This window comes from Vibrio sp. D431a (assembly GCF_030248655.1).
In the GTDB taxonomy this organism is placed as follows: domain Bacteria; phylum Pseudomonadota; class Gammaproteobacteria; order Enterobacterales; family Vibrionaceae; genus Vibrio; species Vibrio alginolyticus.
The window spans coordinates 1-1,085 of record NZ_JAHGAP010000115.1 but is presented as its reverse complement, the minus strand read 5'-3'; the positions used below and the strand labels follow the sequence as shown (position 1 = coordinate 1,085).

Genomic DNA, 1,085 nt, shown 5'->3' with positions numbered 1-1,085 from the left:
ATCACTTAAACCAACGCATAGTAAAAATGCCACGCGTTGCGAATCACTCTTAAACAGTTTGTTATGCATTAAAAGCCGTAATACTTACCAATTGCGGTTGCAAGCAAACTACCTGCTGCTCCAACTTTTATGTCTCAGACGGTAGATGCTGCTTTGCTCACCATAGTCCCCATCCAAGAAGATACCTCTTTTCCAAACTGTCCAGTTTTGACCTCTTCAGTATCCTGATCTTTCTCTATAGCTAGTTTAAGAGCGTTAATATCAGCATCACTCACCTTATTCTGTTTCAAGACTTCAACTAGTGAATGTATGTCATTTCTATTGATACTGTTTCGCACATTTTGGGTATTTGAGTCACCCACAACTATCGTAGTGTTATCACCAAAAACTGCATTATTAAATAAGTCAGACACACCCACCTCCTTTGCCCTTGACCTCATCTCTTCTGTATCCATTTCAGATGGAAATTTTTCCGACAGTTCAAGGACAAAATCCAATAACCTCGAATTTACTTCTGTTAATACTTGCGTCATGACACCCGATGAAGTCATACCCACGCCGTTTCTACCTGATAGCCATTACTCAAGCCCTTTGATAATAGTGGGTAATACTCAGGTGCAATTGTTATTTGCAAATCATCGCGCTTTGAATATTCGCTGATGACAGCAATACTATCAGTGAGAAAACGTGTATCTAGCTTCTCTCTAATTGACTTATCTAAGTGCATCATCGGCAAAACTTGGTGTGTCTGGCGGTAAGCCATGTTACTTACATTACCTAATACAGAGACATGAACCACCCTATAGCTTGGCAACGAGTCTATGGATTGGTAACCTCTTAACTCACTATCAACCCAGTCCAAGATTTCTTTTTCACCGAGTTTATGTAGCAACACCTTTGTTTTTAATAAAGCTGTTTTTAAGCTGCTTTCTTCTGAACTCAAATTTCTATTATTTCATCAATAAGTTTCATCGAGTAACCTATTCAAATTTAATGCATAACGCCCTGCTAAGGGGTGAGCAACGCAATACAAAAGCCGCCGCAAACCACCTTAATCACTAAATTAAACGCATAGTGAAAATGCC

At 39.3% G+C, this 1,085-nt stretch carries 2 protein-coding genes; both read right to left on the bottom strand.

Annotation, left to right across the window (positions count from 1 at the left end):
* Nucleotides 1–134: 134 nt before the first annotated feature.
* On the bottom strand, nucleotides 135–557 hold the full coding sequence (locus tag KJB35_RS28360; RefSeq protein ID WP_285358389.1) for a hypothetical protein: 423 nt from the start codon (nucleotides 555–557) through the stop codon (nucleotides 135–137).
* The gene (locus tag KJB35_RS28355; RefSeq protein ID WP_285358387.1) at nucleotides 548–943 is read right to left on the bottom strand and encodes a hypothetical protein; all 396 of its coding nucleotides are present in this window, start codon (nucleotides 941–943) and stop codon (nucleotides 548–550) included. Before KJB35_RS28355 ends, KJB35_RS28360 begins: the two co-directional genes overlap by 10 nt.
* Nucleotides 944–1,085 lie beyond the last annotated feature (142 nt).